Origin of the sequence: Pseudomonas migulae NBRC 103157 (assembly GCF_002091715.1) — a bacterium.
Lineage (GTDB): Bacteria > Pseudomonadota > Gammaproteobacteria > Pseudomonadales > Pseudomonadaceae > Aquipseudomonas > Aquipseudomonas migulae_A.
Map to the genome: position 1 here is coordinate 1 of NZ_BDAG01000037.1, position 26,275 is coordinate 26,275.

21 protein-coding genes and 2 pseudogenes are annotated in these 26,275 nt (G+C 59.7%); 13 read left to right on the top strand and 10 right to left on the bottom strand.

What is annotated here, in order from left to right; genetic code table 11:
- Nucleotides 1–519: 519 nt before the first annotated feature.
- A complete protein-coding gene (locus PMI01S_RS23605) occupies nt 520–1,704 on the top strand; it encodes an acetyl-CoA C-acyltransferase family protein (RefSeq protein ID WP_084322555.1) in 1,185 nt (394 codons plus the stop codon).
- Nucleotides 1,705–1,818: 114 nt separating this feature from the next.
- Complete coding sequence (locus tag PMI01S_RS23610) at nt 1,819–4,206, top strand: DUF3772 domain-containing protein (protein WP_084322556.1); 2,388 nt, start codon at nt 1,819–1,821, stop codon at nt 4,204–4,206.
- 1 nt (nt 4,207) lies between these two features.
- Here the strand turns inward: PMI01S_RS23610 and PMI01S_RS23615 are convergent, their stop codons facing one another.
- A complete protein-coding gene (locus PMI01S_RS23615) occupies nt 4,208–5,698 on the bottom strand; it encodes an aldehyde dehydrogenase family protein (RefSeq protein ID WP_084322557.1) in 1,491 nt (496 codons plus the stop codon).
- A gap of 47 nt (nt 5,699–5,745) precedes the next feature.
- Nucleotides 5,746–6,135 carry a c-type cytochrome gene (locus tag PMI01S_RS23620; RefSeq protein WP_084322558.1) on the bottom strand — a complete coding sequence of 130 codons (390 nt, stop codon included), beginning with the start codon at nt 6,133–6,135 and terminating at the stop codon, nt 5,746–5,748.
- A gap of 276 nt (nt 6,136–6,411) precedes the next feature.
- Between PMI01S_RS23620 and PMI01S_RS23625 the strand changes: the two genes are divergently transcribed.
- The 3 genes and pseudogenes from PMI01S_RS23625 to PMI01S_RS32535 all read left to right on the top strand — a co-directional run bounded on the left by PMI01S_RS23625 (nt 6,412) and on the right by PMI01S_RS32535 (nt 9,961).
- The gene (locus PMI01S_RS23625; protein WP_084322559.1) at nt 6,412–7,734 is read left to right on the top strand and encodes an alginate export family protein; all 1,323 of its coding nucleotides are present in this window, start codon (nt 6,412–6,414) and stop codon (nt 7,732–7,734) included.
- A gap of 319 nt (nt 7,735–8,053) precedes the next feature.
- Nucleotides 8,054–8,563, top strand: a pseudogene (locus tag PMI01S_RS32530) (cache domain-containing protein); the annotation flags it as partial.
- A gap of 144 nt (nt 8,564–8,707) precedes the next feature.
- The gene (locus PMI01S_RS32535; protein WP_371850937.1) at nt 8,708–9,961 is read left to right on the top strand and encodes a methyl-accepting chemotaxis protein; all 1,254 of its coding nucleotides are present in this window, start codon (nt 8,708–8,710) and stop codon (nt 9,959–9,961) included.
- A 165-nt stretch (nt 9,962–10,126) separates the two neighbouring features.
- Here the strand turns inward: PMI01S_RS32535 and hpaC are convergent, their stop codons facing one another.
- A complete protein-coding gene (hpaC, locus tag PMI01S_RS23635) occupies nt 10,127–10,639 on the bottom strand; it encodes a 4-hydroxyphenylacetate 3-monooxygenase, reductase component (protein WP_084322561.1) in 513 nt (170 codons plus the stop codon).
- 261 nt (nt 10,640–10,900) lie between these two features.
- Between hpaC and PMI01S_RS23640 the strand changes: the two genes are divergently transcribed.
- The gene (locus tag PMI01S_RS23640) at nt 10,901–11,530 is read left to right on the top strand and encodes a response regulator transcription factor (protein ID WP_084322562.1); all 630 of its coding nucleotides are present in this window, start codon (nt 10,901–10,903) and stop codon (nt 11,528–11,530) included.
- 115 nt (nt 11,531–11,645) lie between these two features.
- Here PMI01S_RS23640 and feaR read toward each other — a convergent pair whose 3' ends face one another.
- Nucleotides 11,646–12,566 (bottom strand): transcriptional regulator FeaR, encoded by a 921-nt coding sequence (gene feaR, locus PMI01S_RS23645; RefSeq protein ID WP_084322563.1) that lies wholly within the window; start codon nt 12,564–12,566, stop codon nt 11,646–11,648.
- A gap of 113 nt (nt 12,567–12,679) precedes the next feature.
- Nucleotides 12,680–12,945: pseudogene (locus PMI01S_RS23650) on the bottom strand (2Fe-2S iron-sulfur cluster binding domain-containing protein); the annotation flags it as partial.
- A 187-nt stretch (nt 12,946–13,132) separates the two neighbouring features.
- Between PMI01S_RS23650 and PMI01S_RS23655 the strand changes: the two are divergent.
- The 7 genes from PMI01S_RS23655 to PMI01S_RS23690 all read left to right on the top strand — a co-directional run bounded on the left by PMI01S_RS23655 (nt 13,133) and on the right by PMI01S_RS23690 (nt 20,282).
- Nucleotides 13,133–14,614: a PAS domain-containing sensor histidine kinase gene (locus PMI01S_RS23655; protein ID WP_084322564.1), complete on the top strand. Its 1,482-nt coding sequence runs from the start codon at nt 13,133–13,135 to the stop codon at nt 14,612–14,614.
- 260 nt (nt 14,615–14,874) lie between these two features.
- Complete coding sequence (locus PMI01S_RS23660) at nt 14,875–16,023, top strand: amine dehydrogenase large subunit (protein ID WP_084322565.1); 1,149 nt, start codon at nt 14,875–14,877, stop codon at nt 16,021–16,023.
- Between the two features lie 13 nt (nt 16,024–16,036).
- Complete coding sequence (locus tag PMI01S_RS23665; protein ID WP_084322566.1) at nt 16,037–16,576, top strand: MauE/DoxX family redox-associated membrane protein; 540 nt, start codon at nt 16,037–16,039, stop codon at nt 16,574–16,576.
- A gap of 3 nt (nt 16,577–16,579) precedes the next feature.
- Complete coding sequence (gene mauD, locus PMI01S_RS23670; RefSeq protein ID WP_084322567.1) at nt 16,580–17,200, top strand: methylamine dehydrogenase accessory protein MauD; 621 nt, start codon at nt 16,580–16,582, stop codon at nt 17,198–17,200.
- A gap of 19 nt (nt 17,201–17,219) precedes the next feature.
- Nucleotides 17,220–17,741, top strand: coding sequence for a methylamine dehydrogenase light chain (locus PMI01S_RS23675; RefSeq protein ID WP_084322568.1), 522 nt, complete (start codon nt 17,220–17,222; stop codon nt 17,739–17,741).
- A 180-nt stretch (nt 17,742–17,921) separates the two neighbouring features.
- The gene (locus PMI01S_RS23685) at nt 17,922–18,443 is read left to right on the top strand and encodes a cytochrome C (RefSeq protein ID WP_084322570.1); all 522 of its coding nucleotides are present in this window, start codon (nt 17,922–17,924) and stop codon (nt 18,441–18,443) included.
- Nucleotides 18,444–18,857: 414 nt separating this feature from the next.
- Nucleotides 18,858–20,282 carry an undecaprenyl-phosphate glucose phosphotransferase gene (locus PMI01S_RS23690; protein WP_084322571.1) on the top strand — a complete coding sequence of 475 codons (1,425 nt, stop codon included), beginning with the start codon at nt 18,858–18,860 and terminating at the stop codon, nt 20,280–20,282.
- Between the two features lie 138 nt (nt 20,283–20,420).
- Here the strand turns inward: PMI01S_RS23690 and PMI01S_RS23695 are convergent, their stop codons facing one another.
- The 5 genes from PMI01S_RS23695 to PMI01S_RS23715 form a co-directional block, all read right to left on the bottom strand.
- Nucleotides 20,421–21,557 carry a glycosyltransferase 61 family protein gene (locus PMI01S_RS23695; protein WP_084322572.1) on the bottom strand — a complete coding sequence of 379 codons (1,137 nt, stop codon included), beginning with the start codon at nt 21,555–21,557 and terminating at the stop codon, nt 20,421–20,423.
- 78 nt (nt 21,558–21,635) lie between these two features.
- Nucleotides 21,636–22,778, bottom strand: a complete 1,143-nt coding sequence (locus PMI01S_RS23700) for a hypothetical protein (RefSeq protein ID WP_167362925.1) — start codon at nt 22,776–22,778, stop codon at nt 21,636–21,638.
- 375 nt (nt 22,779–23,153) lie between these two features.
- On the bottom strand, nt 23,154–23,888 hold the full coding sequence (locus PMI01S_RS23705) for a WecB/TagA/CpsF family glycosyltransferase (RefSeq protein ID WP_084322573.1): 735 nt from the start codon (nt 23,886–23,888) through the stop codon (nt 23,154–23,156).
- Nucleotides 23,888–25,075, bottom strand: a complete 1,188-nt coding sequence (locus PMI01S_RS23710; protein ID WP_084322574.1) for a glycosyltransferase family 2 protein — start codon at nt 25,073–25,075, stop codon at nt 23,888–23,890. Before PMI01S_RS23710 ends, PMI01S_RS23705 begins: the two co-directional genes overlap by 1 nt.
- Entirely contained in the window at nt 25,072–26,274 is a 1,203-nt protein-coding gene (locus PMI01S_RS23715; protein WP_084322575.1) for a glycosyltransferase, read from the bottom strand. The genes PMI01S_RS23710 and PMI01S_RS23715 overlap by 4 nt, the downstream gene beginning before the upstream one ends.
- Nucleotide 26,275: the final 1 nt, after the last annotated feature.

A 26,275-nucleotide genomic window follows, 5' to 3' on the forward strand; every position in this document is an offset into this window, starting at 1 on the left:
ATCAAGCCGGCTCCTACAGGGGGATAGGTGTACATATCCGGAATGAGGGAACGCGCGCACCAAGAGCCAGGTCGGCTTTCAGGCCGCCTCGGCGGCTGTGGCGGTGGTCGCCCCCTCGAGAGGCCGAGCGCAGGTTCTGCGCAGTGGGCAACCCGGCATGGATGCCGGGTTAGCCGCCCCCGGCCATGGATGGCCGATGGCGGCGGGCCCACGGAGCAGGACCGGAGCGAGGGCATGGCGAGCATTAGCGAGCCACCGAACGAAAGGGGCAAAAGCGCTTGGTTACTTGGCGCTTCTCCAAGTGACTCGCCGTAAGGGCGAAACCAATAGCCGCCGCGACCGAAGAAACGGATATGCCCCACAACCACTCAGACCGATCTAAAATCCCCCCACCAGAACTGGCAAAAAACACCACCCCCCTTGAGCACTTTCGACATAGGCCAACCACACCACCGCCCCTAGACTCTTTCCCCCAATAAAAGCGCCAAACGCGCACAAGACCGAACCAGGGACCCCCTCATGAACCCATCCGACATTTTCGTTATCAGCGCCGTCCGTTCCGCCATCGGCAGCTTCGGCGGCTCGCTCAAGGATGTACCGCCGATTCAACTGGCCACCGACGTTTGCCGCGCCGCCATCGAGCGCTCCGGCCTGGCGCCTGAGCATATCGGCCATGCGGTGATGGGTCATGTGATCCCGACCGAAGCACGTGACGCTTACATCTCCCGGGCGGTGGCAATGAACGCCGGGTTGCCGAAAGAGACGCCAGCCTTCAACGTCAACCGCCTCTGCGGTTCCGGTCTACAGGCAATCGTCAGTGCCGCCCAAAGCCTGATGCTGGGTGATGCGGGCGCGGCGCTGGCCGGTGGCGTCGAGTCCATGAGCCGTGGCGCGTATCTGTTGCCACAAGCGCGCTGGGGTGCCCGCATGGGCGACATGCAGGCCATCGACTACATGCTGGGCGTGCTGCAAGACCCGTTTGCCGGTTTCCACATGGGCATCACCGCGGAAAACATCGCCGAGCGCTACGGCATCACCCGCCAGGCCCAGGATGAACTGGCCATGATCAGCCAGCAGCGCGCCGCGCGGGCAATCGCCGAGGGCCGCTTCGACGGTCAGATCGTGCCGATCGAAGTGGCGTCGCGCAAAGGTACCGTGACCTTCGCGACCGACGAACACGTACGCGCCGAGGTCAATGCCGAGCAATTGGCCAAGATGAAACCGGCCTTCAAAAAAGACGGCAGCGTCACCGCCGGCAATGCCTCCGGCCTGAATGACGGCGCGGGTGCGTTGATCATGGCCACCGGTGAAATGGTGCGCGCCCAAGGCCTCAAGCCGATGGCCCGACTGGTCGGCTACGCCCACGCCGGGGTTGAGCCTGAATTGATGGGACTCGGTCCGATTCCCGCCACCCGCCTGGTGCTCAAAAAGGCTGGCCTGACCGTGGCCGACCTGGACGTCATCGAATCGAACGAAGCCTTCGCCGCGCAAGCCTGTGCCGTGGCGCAGGAGCTGGGCTTCGACCCGGAGAAGGTCAACCCCAATGGTTCGGGCATCTCGCTGGGCCACCCGGTGGGCGCCACTGGCGCGATTATCGCGACCAAGGCCATTCACGAACTGCACCGTGTTCAGGGCCGTTATGCCTTGGCAACCATGTGCATTGGCGGCGGCCAGGGCATCGCCGTGTTGTTCGAACGCGTCTGACACGCCCACCCTGCCCCCGCTCAGTGGGGGCAGGCGACCAAACTATTCCTCGAAGGTTTACCTGATGACCTAACCTCATAGGCTGAATGACTAACAACAGAGTCGGACACTCCTATGCGTCATACACTGAAAGCCATGATTTTCGTCGCTTTCACGCTTTTCGGGGCGGGGCCCGGAATGCTGTCGGCGGCCGACGCTCCAGACATTGTCGCGCCCAAGGCGGGAACCGCGACCCTTGCCGTTTCCCAGAGCGATCTCCAGGCGCTGCAACTTCGGCTCGACAGCCTCAAACAGCAGATCTCGCTGGTCGACAACTTCAACCAGCTGGAGGGCCCGCAGGATCTGGTCCAGATGTTCATGCTGGATGTCGATCGCCTCACCGCCTCACTGCTTCCGCTACAAACCCAACTCCGCGCACAACTGGCCGTGTTGGGGCCTGCGCCCCTTGATGACGCTGCGGCCGAACAATCCGATATCGCCGCACAGCGAACAGCGCTCACCGAACAAAAAAACAAAGTCGACGCCACTCTGAAAACCCTGGACGTTCTGAAAACGAGCGCCACCGACCTCGTCACCCAGATCGCCGGTATCCGTCGCAACCTGCTGGAAAGCGAACTGACCCTGAGCACCCGAAGCATCCTGAACCCCGACTTCTGGTCACCGGTCCTGGCCCCTTCGATGGACAATCGGCTGCGCGTCAAAATGTTCTTCGATCAGGTCACGGAGGTCGTCAAAGTGGCCTGGCAACCCGGTCAACGCCTCTACACCTGCGTACTGTTGCTGCTGGCCCTGATCTTCTGGACGCTCGGCCGCCGGCTCGCCGAACGCGGGCTGACCTGGCTGTGCATTCACCGGATGCCGGAAGGACGCCTGCGCCGAAGCTCCCTCGCGCTGGCTTCTGTGCTGGCCACCGTATTGACCGTCGGCGTCGCCCTGCAACTGCTGTTTTATACCTTCACGCGCCAGACTCCGCTGACACCGATGCTGACCACCTTTTCCCAGGAGTTCGAAAAAGTCGCCTACACCTGCGTCCTGATCACCTCACTGAGTCGCGCCCTGTTATCCACGCAGCACCCATCGTGGCGGCTACCGCCGCTCGCCGACCTGGTGGCGTTGTCACTGAAACCTTATCCCCGAATTCTGGCGGCCGCGCTGTTGGTTCTGGTGACAATGAACCAGATCATCAACGTAACGGGGATGAGCGCAGGCCTGGTGATCGCCGGGCGAGGCATCGTCGCACTGGTGGTTTCGTTTGTCCTGCTGGACATGTTGGTACGCACCGGCAGAGTCCGAAGAGCCGTCGTCATTGCAGGTGAAGCCCCCGAAGCAGGCCGGACGTTCGCTGGCGTGCTCTACACAATCGCCAGTCTCGCGCTCGTGATATCACTGTTATCGCTGTTGACGGGGTACGTGTCCCTGGCCCGGTTCGTCACGTATGAACTGGTCTGGGGATTCCTCGTGCTCTGCGGTTTCTACCTGCTGATGCAATGCTTCAAGGATGCGTGCGAATACCTGTTCTCGGTCAAAAGTCCCAGCGGCAAGTCGCTGAAACAGTTGCTGGGCATTGAAGACCGGCGCCTGGAGCAGATCTCCACCATTCTCTCGGGGGTGGGCCGGGCGGGTCTGTTGCTGATGGCAATCATCACCCTGTTCGTCGGAGGTGTCGGTACAACCCTGGGGCAGTTGCTCTCCAACGTCTTTTCCATTCTCGGCGGCGCCGGGCTGCGCAAACTGAACATCATCCCCGGTCACTTGCTCAATGCCACACTGGCTCTGTTGATCGGCATTTACCTGATACGAACGCTGGGCCGCTGGCTGGACAAGGAGTTCCTGCCGAAGACCGAGATGGACCCGGGCATGCGTGCTTCGCTGACCACGCTGTTCGCCAATATCGGCTATGCCTTGGTCATCCTGATGACACTGTCATCGTTGGGCGTGCAGTGGACCAACCTGGCCTGGATCGTCAGCGCGTTGTCGGTGGGGATTGGTTTTGGCTTGCAGGAGATCGTCAAGAATTTCGTCTCCGGCCTGATCCTGCTGACCGAGCGCCCGGTGAAAGTCGGCGACCTGATCAGCATCAGCGGGGTCGAAGGCGACATCCGCCGGATCAACGTGCGGGCCACCGAAATCCAGCTCAGTGACCGCTCGATTGTCATCGTCCCGAACTCGCAGCTGATCTCGCAGAACCTGCGCAACGTGACCCTGGGCGGTAGCGCCCAAGGGGTGGCGACGCTCGAACTCACCTTCCCCCTGGACATCGACCCCGAACAGGTGAAAGACCTGCTCTACAACACCTACTGCGAGCACGAAACCATTCTCGAAAAACCGGCGCCGATGGTGCGCTTCAGCAAACTCACGCCTGAAGGCATCACCTTGACCGTCACCGGCTATGTCGGCAGCCCGCGAATTGTCGGCGTGACCAAGAGCGATATGCTGTTCGAGATTCTCAAGCGTCTGGGTGCCGCGGGTATCGAACTGGCGAAGCCGGCACCCGCCGTGTGAATCAGTGGGCGATGCACACTGATTTCAGCTCGGTGTACGCCTCGATCACCGCACGCCCGAACTCGCGGCCCATGCCCGATTGCTTGACGCCACCGAACGGCATCGCCGGGTCGAGCAACACGTGGGCGTTGACCCAGACGGTGCCGGCTTCGATGCGCGGCACCAGGTTCATGGCTTTGCCGAGGTCATTGGTCCACAGGCTGGCGGCCAGGCCGTAGCGATTATCGTTGGCCAGGGCGATCACGGTGTCTTCATCGTCAAACGGCATTACCCCCAGCACTGGGCCGAACACTTCTTCGCGGGCCACCGCCATGTTGTGATCGATGTCCGCCAGAATCGTCGGCTGCACATAAAAGCCCTCGCCTTCCAGCAACTCGCCACCGGACACCACGCGCGCACCTTCCCGGCGAGCCAGTTCGATGTGCTTGAGCACGCTTTGCTGCTGCTTGCGCGAGACCAGCGGGTTGATCGCAGCATCGCCATTCATGCCCGCGCCGATGGGCATCGCCGAGACCGCTGCCGCGAGGCCTTCGACAAATTTGTCATGGATCGAGCGATGCACATAAAAGCGCGAAGCCGCCGCACAGACCTGACCATTGTTCAGCAGGCCGCCGAGGATTGCGCCCTGGACGGCTTTGTCGATATCGGCATCGGCCAGCACAATCATCGGGTTTTTGCCGCCGAGCTCCAGCGAGAAACGCGTCATGTTTTCCATGCACGCCACGCCGACACTTTTGCCGACAGCGGTCGAGCCAGTGAACGACACCTTGCTCACCAGCGGATGCGCCGTCAGCACGCCGCCGACATTAGCGCCACCACCGGTCACAACGTTGAACACGCCCGCCGGAATGCCTGCTTCCAGCGCCAGTTCAGCCAGGCGCATGGCGGTCAGCGGGGTTTCCATCGCCGGTTTGATGATCACCGTGCAACCGGTAGCCAGCGCCGGCATCAGCTTCCAGGCAGCAATCAACAGCGGGAAGTTCCACGGCACAATCCCGACCACCACGCCTACCGGTTCACGCTTGGTGAACGCCGTGAATTTCGCACCCGGCGGCAGCGGAATCGATACGTCAAAGGTCTGCCCTTCGATCTTGGTTGCCCAGCCGGACATGTAGCGCATGAACTCCACGGTGGCGTTCAGATCCAGCGCGCGGGCCATGTTGATCGACTTGCCCTGACTCAGGGTTTCCAGCTGCGCCAACTCTTCGGCATGCGCCTCAACCAGCGCGGTGAAATTCAGCAGAATGCGTTCACGATCCGCCGGACGCAGCCCCGACCACACACCGGACTTGAAGGCTTTACGGGACGACTGCACGGCTTGCTCGACCACTTCCAGCGGCGCGTCCAGGGTTTCGCACAGGGTTTTGCCGGTGGCCGGGTTGACCACGGCAATGCTCGGTCCTTCGGCAAACACCCACTGGCCGTCAATGAAGCAGCCATGGCGGCGGTCAAGAAATGCAGCAACCTGCGGCAGGATTTCAACGTTGCTCATAAATCACCTTTGGTTCAGACGCATTGTTCAGCCGGAGAACGGGCTGATTACTGTTGTTCTTTGAGGAAACACACCACCGCCTGGCGATCGTCCTCCGACGCCAGGCCCATGTAAGGCATGTAGGTCCCCGGCACGAATGCCTGGGGTTGGGCAATGAGTTGCGCAATGTTCTCGGCCTGCCAGTCGATGTCCTTGTTGCGCATGGCCTGGGAATAGTTGAAGCCTTCCAGCGAGCCGGATTTGCGCCCGACCACACCCGCCAGGTTCGGCCCCATCATCCCTGTCATGCCCTTGGTCACCGAATGGCAGACCGCGCACTCATTGGCGAACACCTGGGCGCCACGCCCTCGATCGGGCGCGCATTCAGCGGCCAGCGCGGCTTGCGCCAGGGTGATCGAGAGCAAACCGGTAAGCAGCAAACGCAGCGAGGTGACCATAGAAAAACGACCTTGAAATCTGCGCTCGTCAGAAGAGCGCCAACACGGGAGCGCCGACGCAGCGCAGCATCGGCAGGGTTGAGACGGATTGTCGACGCTCAGTGACGCGCAGGTTTTGCCCTGCGTGCCAGTCGTATTGGCGGGGCTGCCAAACCGAGCATTTTGGCAAGCACAGCCAACTCTTTGGCAACCACACAAAAGGCCGGAAAAGTTCCGCGCCTTAGTATCGAAAAAGACCGCAAACCTGCGCTCAAGAACAAGAACGGATGCCACACCATGCTCAAGTCCCCCTTGCTTCGTCTCTCTACGCTCGCACTGATGATCAGTGCCGGTCATGCCAGCGCGTATGAACTCTACGCCGATGACGACAGTCACCTGAACGCCACGCTGGAAGCGGTCTTCGGCATTTTCCACAGTCAGGAAAACTATGCGCTGTCCGGCCGTCTCGACCAGGGTTCTTCATCGTGGCGCGAAGGCTACGTCAAATATGGCCTGAGCTTCGACAAGGGCCTGGCCGGCGTGGGCACCGCGTACGGCGCGGCGAATATGCTCAGTTCCGGCACCTGGGGCGACGGCGATGCCGCGGGTTTCACCGACGGCTCGGAACGCACCACCAAATTCGAAGACGCCTACCTCGGCTGGCGTTCGGGCAAGCTGTTCGACGTGCTCGGCGAGGATGGCGTCGACCTGTCCTTCGGACGCCAGAACATCGTGGTCGGTGATGGCTTCCTGATTAATGGTGATGCGCTCAACCTGGGCAAAGGCCTGGCCGACGGCGAATTCAACCGTGGAGGCGCCTACTGGCTGGCCGCGCGCAAGGCGTTCGACGAGACTGCCGTGTTGCGCATCGGTGGCAAGGAAGGTTGGCGTGGCGACCTGATGTGGTTGAAATCGGATAACCGCGCTCAGGCCAAAACCGAAATGTACGTCGGCACCCTCGAACACGTCGCCGAAGAAGGCACGGTCGGCCTGACCTACATCGACACCACCGATGTCGACGAAGATTTCGCCTCCCCTGCTCAACTCGAACGCGATGGCATGAAAACCTACAGCCTGCGTGCTACCGGCAACGCCGGGGTCAAGGACCTGTTCCTCTCCGGCGAATACGCCAAACAGGACAAACCTCACACCTCGACCGAAGACGCCTGGTATCTGGAAGCTGGCTGGACCTTCTCCGACGTGACCTGGTCGCCGTATGTCAGCTACCGCTACAGCCGTTTCTCGGAAGGCTATGACACGCTGTTCTACGGATTCAGTCGTGGCTTCGGCACCTGGTTCCAAGGCGAAGTGGCGGGCAACTACGCCGGTCCGTTCAACTCCAACTCGCGCATCCAGAACGTCAAGTTCACTGTCTCGCCACTGGAGAACCTGACCGTCGGCGCCATGTACTTCAACTTCGACACCATCGACCGCAACCTGGGCAATACCGATGGTCACGAGGTTGACCTGTACGCCGAATGGCACGTCAACGAACACCTGAGCGTAATGCCGCTGATCGGTCTGTTCCAGCCGGACAAGAGCGCCGATCAGGGCGGTACGCAGTTGGGCAACAACGACAAGAACCTCTACAGCCAGGTGATTTTCGCTACCACTTTCTAAATTAGAACCCCATACACGTCTCCCCGTAGGAGCAGCCTTCGGCAGCTCCTACGGGATCGCGTTTCGGCGGCATTGCTTTTCAAGGAAAAGGGCCTTTCCAATGCACAAGAAATTCCTGACGATTCAGAGCAAGATCGCCCTGCTCGCCGGCCTTTGCCTGCTGCTGGTGGTGGGTTTGCTGATGGGTTTGTCGCTGTACCAGACCCATCAAAGCAGCCAGCAAGTGGCCCGGGCCAGCAGCGAAATGCTCGCCAATGCCGCCAAGGAACATATGCAGGCGCTGGGCAAGGTGCAGGCGATGCAGGTGCAACGCACCTTCATGCAGACTCACGAATATGGCCAAGGGTTGTCGCGCTATCTGCTTTACCTCAGGCAGTTGCAACACCAGGGCAACCTGACCCGCCCACAACTGCGCCAGGCGCTGAGCACCCAGTTGCATCAGGCCCTGATCGACAAGCCCGACCTGCTCGGGCTTTATGTCATTTTCGAACCCGATGCCCTGGACGGCGCCGACGCCAGCTTCGTCGATCAGGCCGTCATGGGCAGCAACGAAACCGGGCGCTTTTCCCTGTACTGGGTGCAAAGCAAACCCGGCGAACTGCAAGCGGTGATCGGTGACGAAGCGTTGCTCGCCAACACCGCGCCCGGGCCCAGCGGCGCGCCGTACAACGCCTTCTACACCTGCGCCCGCGACAGCCGCAAAGCCTGCGTGCTGGAGCCGTATTTCGACGAGGCGTCCGGCAGCCGCAAACTGGTGACCAGCATTGCGTTTCCGCTGATCGACAATGGCAAAGTCATCGCCGTCGTCGGCCTGGACATCAACCTCGCTGCCCTGCAACAGAACAGCGAAGCCAGCGCGCTTCAGCTGTTCGACCGCAACGGGCAGATCAGCATCGTCAGCCCGCGTGGCGTCATTTCCGCCAACAGCCAGGATGTCAGCCGCCTCGGCCAACCGCTGGACAATGCCGAGGTGATGGACACCTTGCGTCAGGGCCAGCCGAAGGTGTTCGTCGACCGGCAACAGATCAAAGTCCTCGAGCCGCTGGCGCCGATTGCCGGTGCAGTGCCGTGGGGCGTGCTGGTCGGCGTGCCGCAGGACGTGCTGCTGGCGCCAGTGACCGCACTGCAAAGCCAACTCGATGCGCAAGGTGTGCAAAGCACGGCGCTGGAGTTGTTGCTGGGCGGCGGTTCGGCGCTGCTCGGGCTGGTGTTGATCTGGTACGCGGCGTACCGCATCACCCGGCCTTTGCAATTGCTGACGCGGGTCATGGAGGATATCTCCCTGGGCGAAGGCGACCTGACCCGACGCCTGGCCGTGCAATCACGGGATGAAATCGGTCAACTGGCAACCGCGTTCAACCGGTTTGTCGAGCGCATTCATCACTCGATCCGCGAGGTGTCTTCGGCGGCGCTCGGTGTCAATGAAGGTGCCAAACGCGTATTGCTGGCAACCAACTCGTCGATGAACAACTTCGATGAGCAATCGACCCGCACCAACAGCGTGGCGGCGGCCATCAACGAACTGGGCGCCGCCGCCCAGGAAATCGCGACCAACGCCTCCGATGCCTCACAGCAGGCCTCCGCCGCGCGCCAACAAGCCGAAGACGGGCGTCAGGTGGTCGAGCGCACGATTCAGGTGATGAACGAACTGTCCGGCAAAATCAGCGCCTCGTGCGCCAACATCGAAGTGCTGAACAGCAAGACCGTGAACATCGGGCAGATCCTCGAAGTGATCAAGGGCATCTCCCAGCAGACCAACCTGCTGGCGCTCAACGCAGCGATCGAAGCCGCACGGGCCGGTGAAGCGGGCCGTGGCTTTGCGGTGGTTGCCGATGAAGTGCGCAGCCTGGCCGGGCGCACGCAGACGTCGGCCGCAGAAATCCAGCAGATGATTGAAGAACTGCAAGTCGGTGCCCGTGAATCGGTCACCACCATGACCGAGAGCCAGCAGCACAGCGAGGAAAGCGTCAGCATCGCCAACCTCGCCGGCAAACGGCTGGGCAGCGTAACCCAGCGTATTGGTGAGATCGACAATGTAAACCAGTCAGTGGCTGCGGCAACCGAGGAGCAGACGTCGGTGGTCGAGGCATTGAACGTGGACATCACCGAGATCAACACACTGAACCAGCAAGGGGTGGAGAACCTGCAATCGACGTTGCGGGCGTGTACCGAGCTGGAGCGGGAGGCTGGGCGGCTGAATCAGTTGGTGGGGAGTTTTCGGATCTGAGAGTGATGTAGCCTGTTACTCCGCCATCGCGTGCAAAGCCTGCTCCCACAATGACCGCGTCCGTCCAGGCAACTCGGACAAATGTGGGAGCCGGCTTGCTCGCGAAGAGGCCATCACAGGCAACATCGACCTCGCCTGACACTCCACCCTCGATAACGCGATCTTTCAGCACGCCACCACAGCATGCTCAACCCGATGAAATACCCGGTTGAAATACACTAGGCTATCCCCCTCCCCACGCACGCCAACCTTCGACAATTCGACAAACATCACCGAATGCGACCCCACTTCCTTGCACTCGCTGATCCGCCCTTCCAGCTGCACCAGCGCATCACGCAGCACCGGCACGCCGGTGTCGCCACCGTCCCACAGATCCCAGGCGAAACGCTCTTCCATCGACACATTTGTCATGCCGGCGAAGTGCCGGGCCAGCTCTTCCTGCTCGCCGCTCAGCACGTTGACGCACAGCAGGCCGTTGGTACGAAACACATCATGGGTCGCGCTGTTGCGGTTGACGCACACCAGCACGGTCGGCGGCGAGTCCGTCACCGAGCACACGGCGCTGGCGGTGATGCCGCAGCATCCACCGGGGCCATTGGTGGTGATGATATTCACCGCCGCCGGCAACTGCGCCATGGCGTTGCGAAAGTCGATTTGCTGCTGGCTCAGGTCGGCCATGTCGGTGCCCCTTCCTTCAGGAGGGCCGCCCGTTGGCGGCCCGCAGGTGATGGAACAAGACTAAGGCCCGGCGCGGCGCACAACCATTCTGACGATCCCCATGCCGAGGTCGGCTTTCCGCTAGTCGACTAGGTGGTTTCTTTATCGTCAGGGCCCGCCGCAGTGGGTATTCTGCTGATTGGCGTCAACACCGGCGCCGATGTCCGCCGCAGCGTGCACGCGTGCGAAAACAATAATTAGAAATTTTCGTGGCAGTCCCTGATGGAAACCCGCAAACCGATTGTTTATATCGTTGATGACGACAAGGATTTGCGCACTTCGCTGGCCTGGTTGCTGGAGTCGGTCAGTGTGCAGGCGCAATGCTTTGCCGGCGCTGAAGAGTTCCTGAGCCAGTACGACCCCAGGCAACCGGCGTGCCTGGTGCTGGACGTGCGCATGCCGGAGACCAGCGGCTTTCAACTGCAGGAAATCCTCAACCAGCGCGGCAGTACCCTGCCGACCATCTTCGTCTCCGCGCATGGCGACATTCCGATGTCAGTGACGGCGATGAAGAACGGTGCGCTGGATTTCGTCGAGAAGCCGTATAACCCGCAACAAATGATCGACCGCATTCAGGCGGCGCTGAAGACGGCCGTGCATGCCCAGGCCGATCAGGAGCAACGCCAGAACCTGCAAAGCAAACTGGCTTTGTTGACCAGTCGTGAGCGGGAAGTGTTGATGCTGGTGATCGATGGCAAGGCGAGCAAGGTCATCGCCCGGGAGCTGAACATCAGCGTGAAAACCGTTGATGTGCACCGGACCAGGATCAAGGAAAAGATGGGCGTGACCAGCATTGCGATGCTGGTGCGCGAGGTGTTGCACCTGCCGGCGGAAGAGCCGGCGCGGCATTAAGGCTCATGCGCACGCCCCTGTAGGAAACGGCTTGCTGGCGAAGGCATCCTTGCGGGCGATGCAAGACTCAAAGGTGCCATCGCCAGCAAGCCGGCCCCTACAAGGTTGCGTCGGGTCAGTTCTGGCTATAGCGCTTGCGATACGCCCCCGGCGACACACCGAAGCGCGACTTGAACGCCGATGAGAAGTAGCTGGAATCGGAAAAGCCCCAGGCGTAACACAGCGCCGAAAGCTTCTGCTCGACGTGGGAGCGGCGCAGGTTTTCTGCGCAGAAATCCAGGCGCCGATGCTTGATGTATTGCGCCACCACCAGGCCGCGCTTGGAGAACATCCGGTACAACCCCCGCACAGAAACCCCCACCTCCCGGGCGATCAGCTCAGGGCATAGCTCTTCGGCGCTGATGTGTTCGTCGATGTAGGCGATGACCTTGCGAAACTGCCGCTCGTGGGCATCGCCGCCGTTGTCGCGGGCGCTGATCGCCGGCGACAGCAGGCTGACGAGGGCATCGAGCACCGCTTCGCTCTCCTGCATGTCCAGGCCTTCCTGCTGCCGGGTGTCCATGACCAGCTTGTTGGCCATCGCCGCCAGTGGTGTGTTGGCCGCGATTCGGGTGGCGCAGTTGACCCCGTTGAAGTGCGAACCGCGCTCAACCACCTGACGCGGCAGAATCAGCGACAGCTGCCGGGAATCCTCGTTGTACGTCATGTCACTTGGGCGGCAGGCATCGATCAGGGCGATGTCGCCCGCCCCCAGTCGAGCGCGATTTTCACCCTGTTCCAGCTGTGAACTGCCGCGCATCTGGAACACCGCGTAATAGTGGCCGTCGCGGCTGACGCTGACGTCTTTGCTGGTGCGATACAGGTGCACGTGCGCCATGTCGACGACACTGAGGTTGATGGCGCCGCTGCGGTATTCCGCCAGCTCACCGTAAAAATCCGTATCCAGGGCCCTGGCATCGAAACGCCCACAGGCCTGGTTGACCTGGCTCAACCAGCTTTCGAACGCCTCATTGCGAACCGCCGAAGAAGTCATCATCACTGCAAAGCCTCACGCCTGTTTTATTGTTATTTTTCGACCGCTTCGTCGAGCGGTTCGGCAAATATTACGTACCTGGCTGTCTCCTCCCTTGACGGCAGCCGAAGCGCTATTCAACAGGCTCCCGCGCTGGCTTGCCAGCCTTCCTTGCGTTGGATGTCCAATACCGGACAAGCGGAAACAGCGCGAAAAACGCAGGCGCGCATCGCCTTGCCGGACGCCTTTTCCTTGTTCGACGAACCGTTGTCGCGATGCTCAGGCACGCCGTCCCCCGCACCTCGACGATGCGCGGGCCGCAGATGCCTTCGCGGCATTCGGTGTCGATGTCACCGCCGCGGGCCTGCAATACATCAACCAGCCTGGTATTAGCCGGAGCCTGCCCGGCGGAGTGGCGACCGCTGATGGGGTCAGTGTAAATACCGCAGCGGGTCGCCACCATTGGTGCGCGCAGCCACTTGGCTAAAGAAATCCCCTAGACCGCCCCCGGTTACTTCTGAGCGCATCCCCACGCGCAAGACGGTATAAAACGCCATACTTCCCTTTCACCGGTTCCTCTGGGCTGCGCGATGTACCTGCCAAAACCGCACGACTTTTTCACCCTCGTCGAAGCCATGCCGTTGTGCATCATTCTTCACGATGCTCAGAGCAAGGAGATTCTCTGGGCCAACACCGCCGCCCTGGACGCGCTCGGTTTCACCCTGGAAGAACTGACGCCGCTCAAAGCCCCCGACATGACCCGCGATGCCCCCAAATACCGGCGTTCGGTGGGTTTGCGCTGGCTGGAAGGCGCCGCACGCACGGGCCAGCGCGCCATCGAATGGTGTTATCGCTCCAAGCAGGGGGTGGAAATTCTGTCCGAGGCGGTCGCGACCCTGGTGCATCTGGAAGGCCGCGATGTGTTGATGGTGCAGTTCCGCGACATCTCCAGGGAAGACAAGGTCAAGCGCGACCTCAAGCGTTTCGAGAGTCGGCTCAAGGCGTTCATGCAGGACCTGGCCGAGGGGGTCGCGGTGCTCGGCCCTGAGGGTGATATCCGCTTTATCAGCGACTCCGGCGCGCATTTGCTCAACAGCGAAGAACACGCGCTGATCGGCGAAAATTTCCTGTCATGGTGCGACGACGATTCACGCCAGCGTTTGTTGCAACAGCTGGCCAGCGAGACACCGGAGCATGCACCGTTCAGCGTGCACTACCACGTGCAGCGCCGCGACGGTGAGTGGCGTTGGCATGAGGCGACGTGTCGTTTTATCGAAATTGAAGACGATCTGGTGGGCCATCTGCTGCTGTTTCGCGACGTCACCGAGCAAGTGCGCGCCGAAGAAGCGCGGCGTGTCAGCGAGCAAAAACTCGAGTACCTGGCCCGCTACAACGCCATGGGCGAAATGGCCGTGGCAATTGCCCACGAGCTGAGTCAACCGCTGGCCGCCACCCGCAACTTCATCGAAGGTGCGGTGATTCGCCTGAACAAAGCGCAGGCCACTGATCAGGGGGTCGCCTGGGGTTTGCAAAATGCCGTGCGGCAAATCGAGCATGCGTCGCTGATCATCAAGAGCGTGCGCGATTACGTGGTCAAGCTGGAGCAAAGTGAAGAGCGGATCGACCTCAATGAGTTGCTGCGCGAAATCCGCTATTTCATCAGCCTGCGCGCCGACCCGAGTCAGGTCCGCGTCGACATTGTCGCCAGCCCGACGCCGCTGCTGGTGAGCTGCGAAAAAGTGCTGATCGGTCAGGTTATCCTCAACCTGGCGTTCAACGCGATTGAAGAAATGAGCGACCTGCCGGTCGAACGGCGCGTGCTGCGGATTCAGGCCAGCGCCGAAAACCAGGTGGCGCTGGTGCGCATCGAGGACTGCGGTCGCGGCATTCAGGCCCAGGCGCAAGAGAAGCTCTTCGACGGTTTCTTTTCCTCCAAGGTCAGCGGCAACGGCATTGGGCTGGCGCTGTGCAAAAACATCATCGGCCGTCACCGTGGCGATATCTGGGCGCAAAACCTTGAGCCCTGCGGCGCTGTTTTCACCTTCTCCCTTCCCCTCGCAAAGCCTTCCTGACACAAACCGTTTTTCGTAGGAGCAAGCTTGCTGGCGATGGCGTCTTCGACATCGCCAACACCAGCATGCCGGCTCCTACAGGGACGGTTTTCGCCTGAAATTGCGGTGTTTGCAGCCCGGTTTTAAAGACTGGCACAGACACACAAACACTTGGCAGCCACAGCAATTCACCCCCTCGGCCGGCGAGGCAGAATCGAACTGCAAAAATCTGCCAATGCACCCGCGATTTGCGTGAACAATAATTCAGGGAGTTCCCCCTAATGCGAGCCACCAGGATCACCGTACAGTCAGCGCTGAGTCTCAGCCTGCTAGTACTGGGTTTGAACAATGCCAGCGCGGATCTGCCCGCTGACACGATCGGCCAGACCGTTCTGGCATTTCCACCGGAAGTCCATCGCGCGTTCATCGTCGACGTCGAATTCGAAAGCTTCGTGGCGGGCCGCGTCACCGTGGTCGACCCCGACAAAAAACGCATCCTCGGCATGGTACCCACCGGTTTTGCGGCGCCTTCGACACTCAGTCACGATCAGAAAACCCTCTACAGCGCCGACATCTTTTACTCACGCGGCACCCGTGGCACGCGCACGGATGTGTTGACCGCGTGGGACAGTTCGACCCTGTCGCCGGCCTGGGAGCTGTTGATTCCGACCAAGCGCGCCGAATCGTTGACCCAGCGCTACGGTTTGAAGACCAGCGGCGATGACCGCTTCGTCTACGTCTACAACTTCACGCCGTCGACTTCAGTGACCGTGGTCGACACCCAGGCCAAGTCCGTCGCCGCCGAACTGGCGATTCCCGGTTGCGTTCTCAACTACCCGATCGGCAATCGCCGCTTCGCCTCGTTGTGCGGCGATGGCAGCCTGCAGGTGATCACGCTCAACGATCAGGGCCAGGAAACCGCGCGCAGCCGCACGCCGTTCTTCGACCCCAATGCTGAAAAGCTCAATGAGCGCGCGGTGAACATCGGCGACACCTACTACTTCACCACCACGACGGGCACCGTGCGCCCGGTGGACTTCTCTGCCGATGCACCGAAAATCCTGCCGTCGTGGTCGCTGACCAGCGACGAGGAAAAGAAAGCCGGCTGGGCACCCGGTGGCTGGCAACTGATGGCCGTGGCGCCGAAGCTGAACCGCTTGTACGTGCTGATGCACGACGCGCACGAACCGATGAAGTGGGAAGACCCGAGCCCTTTGATCTGGGCATTCGATCTGAAAACCCACAAGAAAGTAGCGACCCTGGAAGCACCGGTGCCGGTGTGGAGCATGCAGGCCACCGGTGACGATAAGCCGTTGTTGCTGGGTACCGACATCGAGGGCGGGTTGCAGATTTTCGATCTGAAGACCAACAAGCTCACTGGCAGCATGCCGAAAGTCGCCAAAACCGCGACTCAGGTCATGAGCTACTAAACGAGGTTCGGCCATGCACATCGATCCGATCTTCATCATTGCCAGCGCGCTCGCCATTGCAGTGTTGCTGGCCAGTGCCGCGACGCACAAGTTGCGCGCTCCGGCACGTTTTGCCAGGCAACTGGCCGACTACCAACTCCTGCCCGACGCGCTCGTGCGCCCTGGCGCCCGAGTCATTCCGGCGATTGAACTGGCGATCGCCTTTGCACTGCTGGTGCCGGCCTGCCGTTCGTGGGCGGCGCTCAGTGCCGCCAGCCTGATCGCGCTGTACGCCGCCGCCATCGCCATCAACCTGTGGCGCGGGCGCCGCGACATCGACTGCGGTTGTGCCGGCCCGGACCAGGCGCAGCCATTGCGTCCGGTGCTGCTGCTGCGCAACAGCGCGCTGGTGGGTCTGGCGCTGCTGGCCAGCGTGTTGCCCGTCGCCCGCGACCTTGGTTTTTTCGACGGCTTCGTCACCGTTGCCGCCAGCGCTGTCGCGCTGCTGATTTACGCCGCAGCCGATGGCTTGCTGGCCAACTCCCCTCTTCTGTTCAAACTGATTGGTAGGTGATCAATGGAAGGCTTAATCGTTTCCAACGTTCTGCTCTGGGTACTGCTGGTGGCCGTGGCGTTTGTCGTCATGGGCCTGGTCCGGCAGATTGGTGTGCTGCACGGGCGCCTGGCGCCGGCCGGTGCGCTGATGGTCGACAAAGGCGTGGCGGTCAACGAAGCCGCGCCGCAAGTCACCGCTTCCGACCGTCACGGCCGCCCGGTCAACTTCGGCTATGCCGGTGAAAAATCCCAACTGCTGTTTTTCCTTTCGCCGACCTGTCCGATCTGCAAATCCCTGCTGCCGGCGATCAAGTCTATTGCCAGGGAACAGGCGAATCGCCTCGACGTGGTGTTCATCAGCGACGGCGACATGGACGCCCAGCAAGCGCTGATCCGCGAACACAAACTGGAGGACGCCACGTATGTCGTCGGGCCGGAAGTCGGCATGACCTATCAGATCGGCAAGCTGCCGTACGCCGCCCTGATCGATAAAACCGGCACCTTGCGCGCCAAAGGCCTGGTCAATTCCCGCGAGCACCTGGACAGCCTGTTCGAAGTCGAGCACCTGAAAAGCGCCACGCTGCAGGAATACCTGAACAGCCAGCCGCCCGCACACGACCACAGCCACGGCCATAGCCACTGATTAAGGCAGGGAGACTCTTATGAAACTGCTGGATCTGTTGTTCGAACGCTCGACCCGTCGAGTGGCCGACACCACCTCGCGTCGCAAACTGCTGGCGCGCATGGGTTCCCTGATGGTCGCGGGCGCCGCGCTCCCCCTGCTGTTGCCGCTGGACCGTACCAGCAAAGCCTTGGCCGCAGACAACCCGAAGGCCGGTGACCCGGGAGATCCGAACAGCTGCGATTACTGGCGCTACTGTTCGATCGACGGCTTTCTGTGCAGCTGTTGTGGAGGGTCGGTGACGTCCTGCCCGCCGGGCACCGAAGCGTCGCAAGTCACCTGGATCGGCACCTGCCGCAACCCGGCCGACGGCAAGGACTACATCATTTCGTACAACGATTGCTGCGGTAAACAGAGCTGCGCCCAGTGCGCCTGCACCCGTAACGACAGTGAAGAACCGGCCTATCGCCCGTTCAACAACAACGATGTGAACTGGTGCCTGGCCGCCAAATCGCACATCTATCACTGCACCGTTTCGGTTATTCGTGGCGTCGCGGTTTAACGCGCAGTGGCCGTCGATTGTTCGCGCAATCGGCGGTTTTTTTTGGCGAACGCTGTTGCAGCGAGCCTGCTCGCGATGAATTCGAATTCAACGCATTTTTCCAGGCACCACGCGTCATCGTTCACGTCCATCGCGAGCAGGCTCGCTTCCACAGGTACAGCTATCTCAGAGGTGTTTGTCATGAGTAGGTTGCTCATCCTCGGTCTTGTCTGCGCCATGACCGCCCCGCTCGTTCATGCCAGAGCCATCCCCGACCCGGCGCAGCGTCATGCGCCAGGTAACGAAGAGTTGCAGAAACCGATAGCCCAGGCCGGCTACAGCGTTGGCGTGAACTACCAATTGCAATGCGCCGGTTGCCACCTGGGCAATGGCATGGGTTCCCCCGCCAATGACACACCGCGGATGGCGGGGTTTGTCGGCAACTTTCTGAAGGTGCCGGGCGGGCGCGAGTTTCTTGTGCGTGTTCCCGGCATGTCGCAGTCCGCGCTGGACAACGCGCAGTTGGCCGACCTGCTGAACTGGCTGATGCGTGCAGACGGCATGGCGGGCAAAAGCACGCCTGCGGACTATCAACCTTACAGTGCGGAAGAAGTGGCGGCCCTGCGCGCAACAACCATGCTGAACCTCCCCGGCACCCGTTCAGAACTGATCAAGCAGATGCGCGCGCAAGGCATCGCCATCGAAGACGGGATGAATAACTGACAACGGTCTGACCAGATCGACACTGTGAAAACGGGGACCCCGGTTCCCGCCCTGCCGCTTGACCCCTGCCCTGCGCGACGTCTGTCTCGCATGGGTTACCTTCCCCAAGACTCCTGATCAAACATGCTCGCACCAGCGCGCTGCGAATGAGTCCCCCCGTGTTTGATCGGCCTCTCCTGCCAGCTTCTTTTTTTGGCTTGAATGTTGTATGAAACCGTAGCGATTCAGTGAATATTTGCACAGTGCTGCTAAAGTGATAGCACCCGTCATCGTCTCACCAGTTTTACACATTGGAGGGTGGATACCTGTCACAAGTATGAGTAACTTGTCAGTGGCGCTTGGGCTCTCAAGCTAGGGCTGTTTGACCTGAATCCTGTCATATCGAGCGCAAGGGAAAGCAAATGAGGTCTGAAAATGATTTTTGAGCCCAACAGCACGCGTTCCGTTCTCCAGCGAAGAAGCAGCACCAGTATTGTCATTCAGGCCGGTCTCGATTGCGTTGCGGTAACCGGTGTCGCGTGGTTTTTGATCAATTATCATATCGGCTTCATTTCCCAGGATTACGTCATCCTGCTCCTGCTCCTGCTTGGGGCATTGGCCGTCGTGTACGACCATTACGCTATTTATCGCAGCAATGTCGGTTTTACCGTCAAAGCTTTCAAGCTTCTGAAGGCGTGGACCGCGACCTTCGGCTTTCTCGTGGCCATGGCTTTCCTGACCAAAACAAGCGAACGGTATTCGCGGCTGTTGGTTGGGGAGTTATTTGTTCTTGGCTACTTTGCCCAGTTGTTTTTGCACCTCGCCACACGTGAAATGCAGAAGAAGTTTCTGACTCACCCGACGCAACTGGAAAATTCGCTGATCATTGGCTCGGGCGAGCTGGCCAGCTACCTCCACAAGAAAATCAGCAACAACCCCTGGCTCGGCGAACGCATCGTCGGCTGTGTATTGATTGGCGCGGACGATGACCGGGGAAAGGAAGGCCTGGAAGGTGCACCACGCCTGGCGATACTGGGCAATGTTTCTGATCTGGATGAATTGGTCGTCAAACACGCCATTCGTACGGTCTATTTTGTGACCCCTGTCGGTGGCTCCGAAGTTATCCAGAAGGTCTATTTAAGTCTGTTCGACAAACACGTCAGGGTTAACTGGGTGCCTGACATTTTCGCCTTGAAGTTGATCAACCACAGCGTTCGCGAGATTGCCGGCATTCCCGTGCTGACCTTGTCCGAAACGCCGCTGATGGGAATGCGACTGTTCCTGAAGAATCTCGAAGACAAGGTCGGGGCTTTTCTCATCCTGCTGTTTGCCGCGCCAGTGCTGGTGCTTGTCGCCCTTGCGATCAAGATCGATAGCCCCGGCCCTGTGTTCTTTCGCCAACAACGCATGGGGTGGAGTGGCGAAGTTTTCCGGATCTGGAAGTTCAGAAGCATGGTGGTCCATCAATCGCCAGACGGCACCGTCAAGCAGGCCCAAAAGAATGATCCACGGGTGACCAGGGTGGGCGCCTTTATTCGCAAAACCAGCCTGGATGAGCTGCCGCAGTTGTTCAACGTGTTGATGGGAGAAATGTCGCTGGTAGGCCCTCGTCCGCACGCGATTCAACACGACGTGCAGTACTCACCCGATGTCTCGGGCTACTTTGCACGTCACAACATTAAACCGGGCATCACCGGCCTGGCTCAGGTACGTGGCCTTCGCGGTGAAACGAAAGATATAGAGCAAATGATTCGGCGGGTTGACTCAGACATCGAGTACATCAACAACTGGTCGCTCTGGCTCGACTTCATCATTCTTTTACGAACGGTATCTGCCTTCTCCGGCAAACAAGCCTACTAGTGCGTCGTGAATGTCTGTCAGGTAATGAAACTGTAGGAGCAAGCTTGCTCACGATGGACGACCGACCACCGCGTTTACCCAGCTTACACGCGATAGCGTTAACGGCCTCACGAGCAATCGAACGTCGACCGACTGCGCCTACACCTCGCCGCACGATGACGGAAAGAGATCCAGCGTGCGCTCGACTTCATCGGGGTCGATGGTGAAACCACTTCCCGACGGCGTACCGACCACAAAACCAAAGTTCTGCCGATCACGATCGGTCAGGTACTTGAAGAAACAGACAAAACGATCAGGCGGCTGCAAAACGAGCAGCGAACCACCCGGGGGAAGTACGTTAACCCCATGGATAAGTTGGCTCCCCTCGATCCCTATCACGGTTTTCGCCCCGGCACAGGCCGCGACGATGGCCGGAACATCGGATGTCGCCGGGTCGAGAATGCGAAAGCCCCTACGGTCACGCAAATGTTCTGCAAGCGCCCTTTCATTGTGCAGCAATCGCAGCTCGCCCTTGCCACCGCGCAGGATGAACACGCCCGGATGAGCGCTGAAGTTAACGTGTGACAGCAGTTTTTCACCCATCGCCCGGAAACGCAGGTGCTTGTGTCGATTCTGGCTCAGATCGTCAAAGATCACGAGTTCACGGAAAAATGCATTGCGCAAACGAACGGGCCTCATGTCCAGCCAGCTTTCGTAACCGGGGGCGTGAAGTATGCCGTTCCTGGCGATGGAGGCATTCGCGGCAAAGGGTGCCGTGGTCACCGGGACACCTTCGTCGCTGGCCAATCGATAGGTCAAACAATCATCCATCAGCCAGGTGCCAAACCATTTGTTGCCGCCCGCCGTGCAATACAACGCGCCGCGATCGATTTCGTTTTCTACGCGAATCCCCGGTAACCGGCCAGAACCAGGGGTCAACCACGATTTGGCATTGCCTTTGTAGAGCGTGCCATCGATCAACCAGACATCCTTCAGCAAGTAACCTCGGGTCGGCATGTGCTCCACACGACCGATACCTTCCATTGTGCGTCGAGGATGCTCGTGAGGATAAAACAGCGCCTCGGCCCACCCTGTCACACGCTCGAGCTGGTCGGGCAGGTAGAAAGCGGGCGGAGCCATCGCAATCTCGCCCGGGGCAATTTCCCAGGTTTTCACCGCCTGGCTCTGCAGGGGCAGCGACGGCGCCCGGGTGACGCGAGTATTGAAAAGGTGCTTATACGCAGCGAGGCTCCACTTCGATTGGCCGTCACTCGTCAATGCATTGAATTGAGACATAGGCACCCCATTCAGATATGGATAAACGGCAACAAGCGGTATTCGTTGTAACTGATTTGTTTAAATGCAACGACGCGTTCAAGTGGAAACGATACTCTCGAGGAAAGGGGGCGACTTCAAATGAGCGTAACGACTGCGCAAAGTATCGAGAAGTTCCTCTCCCGGCACCCTGGCACAATGGATATATACTTTGTAAAGACCACCAAAACCCATTTCGCGATATCGACTGGCAACTTCCTCATCACCTTGACCGTCCGGCAACCCGAGATGTAGTGTCAGGTTTTTCCCCTCTACAGCAAATAGTGGCGCCTCCCAGAGAAACTGCGCTGCGCCCGCCCTGGGCAGTTTAATAAACAAATAGCCGTGATTACCCAGCGTATCAACATCGCCACCGCGTCTTCTTTTCCATTCGAGAAGTCCGTCGTCCGGGCGTGCCAGGCAAGTTCCAATGTCGTAATAGTCAAAGCCGTTTTCAATCGCCCACTCCAGCGCCATGAACGTGGTGATGGAGTTAACTTCGCGCAACCTCTTTGTATCCGAAAACACTACATCCGGGTAACCGAAGCGCACGGTACTCCAATAACGCTTACCTGCCCGGGTGACTACGCAGCCAAGATGGCATGCGACAATCTCGTCTTCCAGCAGCACCAGATCGAGTCGCCCGGCGACTTTTGCCACCCGGTGAACTTCCTGCGCTTCAATTTGCGAGGCAGCCGAACCATGGCGGGCCGCGGCATAGGGCTGAAGCATTTCCCGGTCTGCCGTTTCAATCTCGTCATCGTTCAACGCTTGCTTCATGCGGTAGCGCAGACGATTCTTGCGCAGATTTCGCCGCAGCTCGGAATTGTATTTCGCGGTGATCTCGTCGATTGATCTGCTCAGTGGCACGACAGCACTCAGGTACTGAGGCACATACAATGCCCCCGGGATCGGCATTTCGCTGACCACCACTGTCCGGTCTGACTTGCCCAGCTTCAACCGCCCCTCAACCGTTTGAGATTGAACGCCCAGTAAAACCTTCACAAACTCCCGTTGCGTTTTCCTGCCCACATAGAGAATGTCGTAGAGGCTGTCTTCCCGCAGTTTGAACCTGACAATTTCCCAGCGCCAAAAGCAGGCTCGCCCAAAAATATCCCGCAGCCAGGCGACAGCTTTCCTTAGCTCGAATCGCATCGAAGGAGTTAATAACTGACGCATCAATTCTGCTATGTATTCTTTCATTTTGTTATTAACACAATTCAAGGAAGGGCCATTTGAGTTTCAAATCAATACACCAAAGACTCGAAATAAAAGCACGACAGCTGAGCGCATGGTTCACTGCGTGCGGACATTACAACCTCGATACAATCCGCCGCCCACGTTGAGCCTGCCACCTTCCTTCTTGCGAAAAAAACGCAACTCCCTCCCTGGAATTCAAGATGGCCTGACAGCATTTTGTTGACGCCAATCTTAATGAAGCAAACAGCCCAAAGCACACCCGTCAAGTCGAAACTTCAACCTGAGTAAAGGTGCAACGCCGAAGTTTTGCAAGATATTTCAGTCGCTGTTTTTATGGCGCCGGAAAAGCTTGAGCAGGGTATCAAAAGAGCGCCTGCGTCAGGCTTGCCTGAAGATCAAAGTACGTAACAGAAACAGCGGATTACCCATCACATAACGACGAAAAAGTCGCTTTGGCTCAGCGATGAGTCTGAACACCCATTCACAGCCGAGACGACGCACCCATTGTGGAGCGCGAGTCACCTTGCCGCCGAGAAAGTCCAGAATCGCCCCGCCGCACACGACAAGACAGGGCACGCCGCTGTCGGCCAGCCTTGCAGCAACGGCTTCTTGCTTGGGCATGCCCATCCCCAGCACCACCAGTTCCGGCTGTAACTCCCGCGCGAGGTTGATGTAGGTATCCACCGGCGCGAAGCCGTGGTGAGCCGAGACGACATTGACCGCAAACTGCGCTTCGCTGCGCCGCACTGCCTGGGTGAGAAAAGGCTCTTCAGTGCCCCAGAAAGCCACGCGCCGGCCCTTGTACGCAGCCAGCAATTTGGGGATGAAATCGGTGCCATTCATATTCAGCCCCGGTTCCAGACCGAGACGGCGAAACAGGATGGCCAGGCCGGAGCCATCGCGCAGCAACACGTCCGCTGACAGCAGCGCGTGATGGTAATCGGTATTGGCTGCCACCAGGTTCATGGCATGGGCATTGGCGAATCCGAGCACTGTCGTCGTGTCAGGTCGGGACAACGCCTCAATCAATCGTTGTTCATCATCAAGGTCGCTGATCACCCTGAGCTTGCGGGTAATCGATTGCCAGCGCTGTTGCCAGGACAATGCGTGCATTAATTGTCATCTCTCTTCGAACGCACCCATTCGACTTGTCGCTTGAGCACAAAGCCGATGTACAGGGGGATTTTTTTCAATGCGTAGAACGGCGCATACAACAAGGTTGAAAAAGGGATGATCCCACGACCGAACCGGCTCCAGGCCAGCAGGACAGCCCCGCCCAACAGGACCATCCCGACCGAGGAGATCAACGCGGGCGCCAAGGCTGCGCCCAGCAAAAATGCCAGCCATGACAGGGTAAAAACTACGCTCAGAAGCAACGTCAGCAAGGCCAGCGGTGGCACCAACAAATCCAGCGTCATCGCCAACAGACCTCCGTTACCCCGGCTGATCGCCTCCACCATCAACTTTGGCGCATCACCCAGAATGACTCCCAGATGGCCGTGTTCCCAACGCTTGCGCTGAGTACTCAAGCCTTCATCACTGCGCGGAAAATAACTGCTCACCAGCGCATCGGGGCAAAACAAGGGCGGCTTGCCGCTTCGGCAGAAATCCAGGCCCATCTTCAGATCTTCAACGATATGGCCGCTGGCGAGATCGATCAAAGCCAGGTCCTTCCAGACGAAAGCCATCCCCGAGCCCATTAGTGAACAAGGCAGGCCAAGCCGGGCCCAACCCTGCGATCGCACCCGGTTTTTCACACACCAGGCAAATTCGGCAAGCTGCACTTTCAGCCCGGAACCCGCTGGAGCATGCATTAAATACAGTGCCTGTGCTGGCCGCCCCGAGTGGATGCAGCACATCGCCAAACGCTCTATCGAGCCGTCACTCGCCAGGCAATCTGCATCGACGATGATCATGACCTCCGGCGCATCGCTCGCCAGATGACGCACCCCAAAGTCCAGCGCATAGCCCTTGCCACGCTGCTGCTCATGGCTGCGTTCCACCACCTCGGCACCCGCCGCACGGGCCAGCGCCGCGGTGTCGTCAGAACAGTTGTCCGCCACCACCAACAGGCGATCACCTTCTACCAACTGCGGCAGAATGCTGTGGAGCGTCGCAACGATGAGCGAGGATTCATTGTGCGCCGGCACCAGCACCGCTAACCGGGGGCGCGGCCCTGGTGTCGACGAACGTGACCGCGCAGGTAGACACGCCAGCAGCACCTGGGCAAACAACACCAGCACCGGCAGGATGATGAGCACTAGCAGCGCGCTGAACAGCCAACCCAATAACGTGATCATGCTTGTGCCTTGAATAAATCAGCCAGCCGGGCTGCTTCGGTATCGATGTCGTGTCGTTCCACCACCCGCTGCCGGGCCGCTTCGCCCATCCGCTGCAACACCTCGACAGGTTGCGCGAGGCAGTCCGCCATCGCCGCTGCCAGCTCCTCCACTTCGCCCGCGGGAAACAGCCAGCCGTTCTCACCCTGGCGCACCAGCTCGGGAATGCCCGCCACGTAGGTCGTCAACACCGGTCGGCGCAACGCCATGGCTTCCATGATGACCACCGGCAAACCTTCGGCAAAACTGGGCAATACCAGGGCTCGTGCGGCAAGAATTTCCGTGCGCACCTGGTCGCTGCTGATCCAGCCGGTAATGCGAACCTTCGACTGCAAGCCATACTGTGTAGTCAAGGCTTCGATTTGCTCACGCATTTCCCCGTCGCCGGCCAGTACGATCTCGAACTCCACGTCTTGCGCGGCGAGGATGCGCGCGGCTTCCAGTAACAGCAACTGGCCCTTTTGCTCACACAAGCGACCGACGCAAACCAGACGCGGCACGGAAGGCACGGCCACGGGCGTCACGTCGTGAAAGCTGCGCTCCAGGCCGCAATGCACCACGTTTACTTTTGCCCAGTGCGAATGATCCACCCAGCGAAACAACTGGCTGCGGCCATAAGAACTGATGGCCACGACAAACGCCGCTCGCCGTACTTTCTCGCCCAGATGAATGAACTGCGGTTTGTCGAACTCTTCGGGGCCGTGCACGGTAAAACTGTACGCTGGCCCGCCGAGTGCGTTGGCCAGCATCACCACCTCGGTGGAGTTAGTGCCGAAATGCGCATGCACATGCCTGGCGCCGAACGCCTGCAACCAGGTCAGCAAGCGACAGGCTTCGAGTAAATAAACCACGTGATACGGCCAGGCGCGATCAGCACGCAAACCCATGCGTAGCGCCAGCCACAGTGTCGAAAAGAAGCGTCGTGGCTGGGCGCGCAGTACCTGTAGCGCGGGCCCCAACAGCCCTTTTATTCCATCCTGCAGGACAAACCGGGTTTTATCGCGTTCGGACACGTCCTCGGCATCCACCAACTCGGCATCCCAGCCACGCAGCGCGATACGCTGGACCTCAAAACCCTGACGTTCCACCGCCAGAATCTCGCGACGAATGAAGCTATGGCTGACTTTGGGGTACTGATTGATGAAATAAGCAATGCGCATA

What these genes read in the sequence shown, in the direction of transcription:
- PMI01S_RS23605 (WP_084322555.1), top strand. Translation starts at nt 520, where the DNA reads ATGAACCCATCCGACATTTTCGTTATCAGCGCCGTCCGTTCCGCCATC.
- PMI01S_RS23610 (WP_084322556.1), top strand. Translation starts at nt 1,819, where the DNA reads ATGCGTCATACACTGAAAGCCATGATTTTCGTCGCTTTCACGCTTTTC.
- PMI01S_RS23615 (WP_084322557.1), bottom strand. Translation starts at nt 5,698, where the DNA reads ATGAGCAACGTTGAAATCCTGCCGCAGGTTGCTGCATTTCTTGACCGC.
- PMI01S_RS23620 (WP_084322558.1), bottom strand. Translation starts at nt 6,135, where the DNA reads ATGGTCACCTCGCTGCGTTTGCTGCTTACCGGTTTGCTCTCGATCACC.
- PMI01S_RS23625 (WP_084322559.1), top strand. Translation starts at nt 6,412, where the DNA reads ATGCTCAAGTCCCCCTTGCTTCGTCTCTCTACGCTCGCACTGATGATC.
- PMI01S_RS32535 (WP_371850937.1), top strand. Translation starts at nt 8,708, where the DNA reads ATGGACACCTTGCGTCAGGGCCAGCCGAAGGTGTTCGTCGACCGGCAA.
- hpaC (WP_084322561.1), bottom strand. Translation starts at nt 10,639, where the DNA reads ATGGCCGACCTGAGCCAGCAGCAAATCGACTTTCGCAACGCCATGGCG.
- PMI01S_RS23640 (WP_084322562.1), top strand. Translation starts at nt 10,901, where the DNA reads ATGGAAACCCGCAAACCGATTGTTTATATCGTTGATGACGACAAGGAT.
- feaR (WP_084322563.1), bottom strand. Translation starts at nt 12,566, where the DNA reads ATGATGACTTCTTCGGCGGTTCGCAATGAGGCGTTCGAAAGCTGGTTG.
- PMI01S_RS23655 (WP_084322564.1), top strand. Translation starts at nt 13,133, where the DNA reads ATGTACCTGCCAAAACCGCACGACTTTTTCACCCTCGTCGAAGCCATG.
- PMI01S_RS23660 (WP_084322565.1), top strand. Translation starts at nt 14,875, where the DNA reads ATGCGAGCCACCAGGATCACCGTACAGTCAGCGCTGAGTCTCAGCCTG.
- PMI01S_RS23665 (WP_084322566.1), top strand. Translation starts at nt 16,037, where the DNA reads ATGCACATCGATCCGATCTTCATCATTGCCAGCGCGCTCGCCATTGCA.
- mauD (WP_084322567.1), top strand. Translation starts at nt 16,580, where the DNA reads ATGGAAGGCTTAATCGTTTCCAACGTTCTGCTCTGGGTACTGCTGGTG.
- PMI01S_RS23675 (WP_084322568.1), top strand. Translation starts at nt 17,220, where the DNA reads ATGAAACTGCTGGATCTGTTGTTCGAACGCTCGACCCGTCGAGTGGCC.
- PMI01S_RS23685 (WP_084322570.1), top strand. Translation starts at nt 17,922, where the DNA reads ATGAGTAGGTTGCTCATCCTCGGTCTTGTCTGCGCCATGACCGCCCCG.
- PMI01S_RS23690 (WP_084322571.1), top strand. Translation starts at nt 18,858, where the DNA reads ATGATTTTTGAGCCCAACAGCACGCGTTCCGTTCTCCAGCGAAGAAGC.
- PMI01S_RS23695 (WP_084322572.1), bottom strand. Translation starts at nt 21,557, where the DNA reads ATGTCTCAATTCAATGCATTGACGAGTGACGGCCAATCGAAGTGGAGC.
- PMI01S_RS23700 (WP_167362925.1), bottom strand. Translation starts at nt 22,778, where the DNA reads ATGAAAGAATACATAGCAGAATTGATGCGTCAGTTATTAACTCCTTCG.
- PMI01S_RS23705 (WP_084322573.1), bottom strand. Translation starts at nt 23,888, where the DNA reads ATGCACGCATTGTCCTGGCAACAGCGCTGGCAATCGATTACCCGCAAG.
- PMI01S_RS23710 (WP_084322574.1), bottom strand. Translation starts at nt 25,075, where the DNA reads ATGATCACGTTATTGGGTTGGCTGTTCAGCGCGCTGCTAGTGCTCATC.
- PMI01S_RS23715 (WP_084322575.1), bottom strand. Translation starts at nt 26,274, where the DNA reads ATGCGCATTGCTTATTTCATCAATCAGTACCCCAAAGTCAGCCATAGC.